Annotated in this window: 1 protein-coding gene; it reads left to right on the forward strand. The window is 48.1% G+C overall.

From position 1 onward, the window contains the following. Window position 1: 1 nt before the first annotated feature. Window positions 2-503, forward strand: a 502-nt coding sequence (locus tag R7Z47_RS27050) for an amino acid ABC transporter permease (protein ID WP_318131053.1), incomplete at its 3' end; no start/stop codon positions are given.

Raw genomic sequence — 503 nt, forward strand, 5'->3', positions numbered from 1 at the left:
TGTGACCTTTCGAACTCTATGGCTGATTTCGCTGCTGTTGTTAACGGGTTGCTCAGATTACCAATGGGGCTGGTATGTACTCGACCCGTCAACGGAACAAGGGATAACCAACCTAAAGTTTTTAGTCGCGGGGTTTAATGACACCATTCAAGTGTCACTCTTGAGTATGTGTTTTGCCATGACTCTTGGGCTGCTGATTGCGTTGCCTGCACTTTCTCGCTCACCAACGCTCAAATGGATGAATCGCATCTACGTTGAGGTGATCCGCTCAATCCCAGTATTGGTGTTGCACTTATGGGTTTACTACGGCATGCCAACGCTGCTCGATGTCTCTCTCAATCATTTTTGGGCGGGGGTAATTGCACTGACTATCGCTGAAAGTGCGTTTATGGCAGAAGTATTTCGCGGTGGGATTCAAGCGATCAACCGAGGTCAGCATGAAGCGGCAGAATCACTTGGTTTGAATTATTGGCAGAAGATGCGCTTGGTGATTCTTCCGCAAG

The sequence above is a fragment of the Vibrio sp. 1641 genome (assembly GCF_033339995.1).
In the GTDB taxonomy this organism is placed as follows: Bacteria; Pseudomonadota; Gammaproteobacteria; order Enterobacterales; family Vibrionaceae; genus Vibrio; species Vibrio alginolyticus.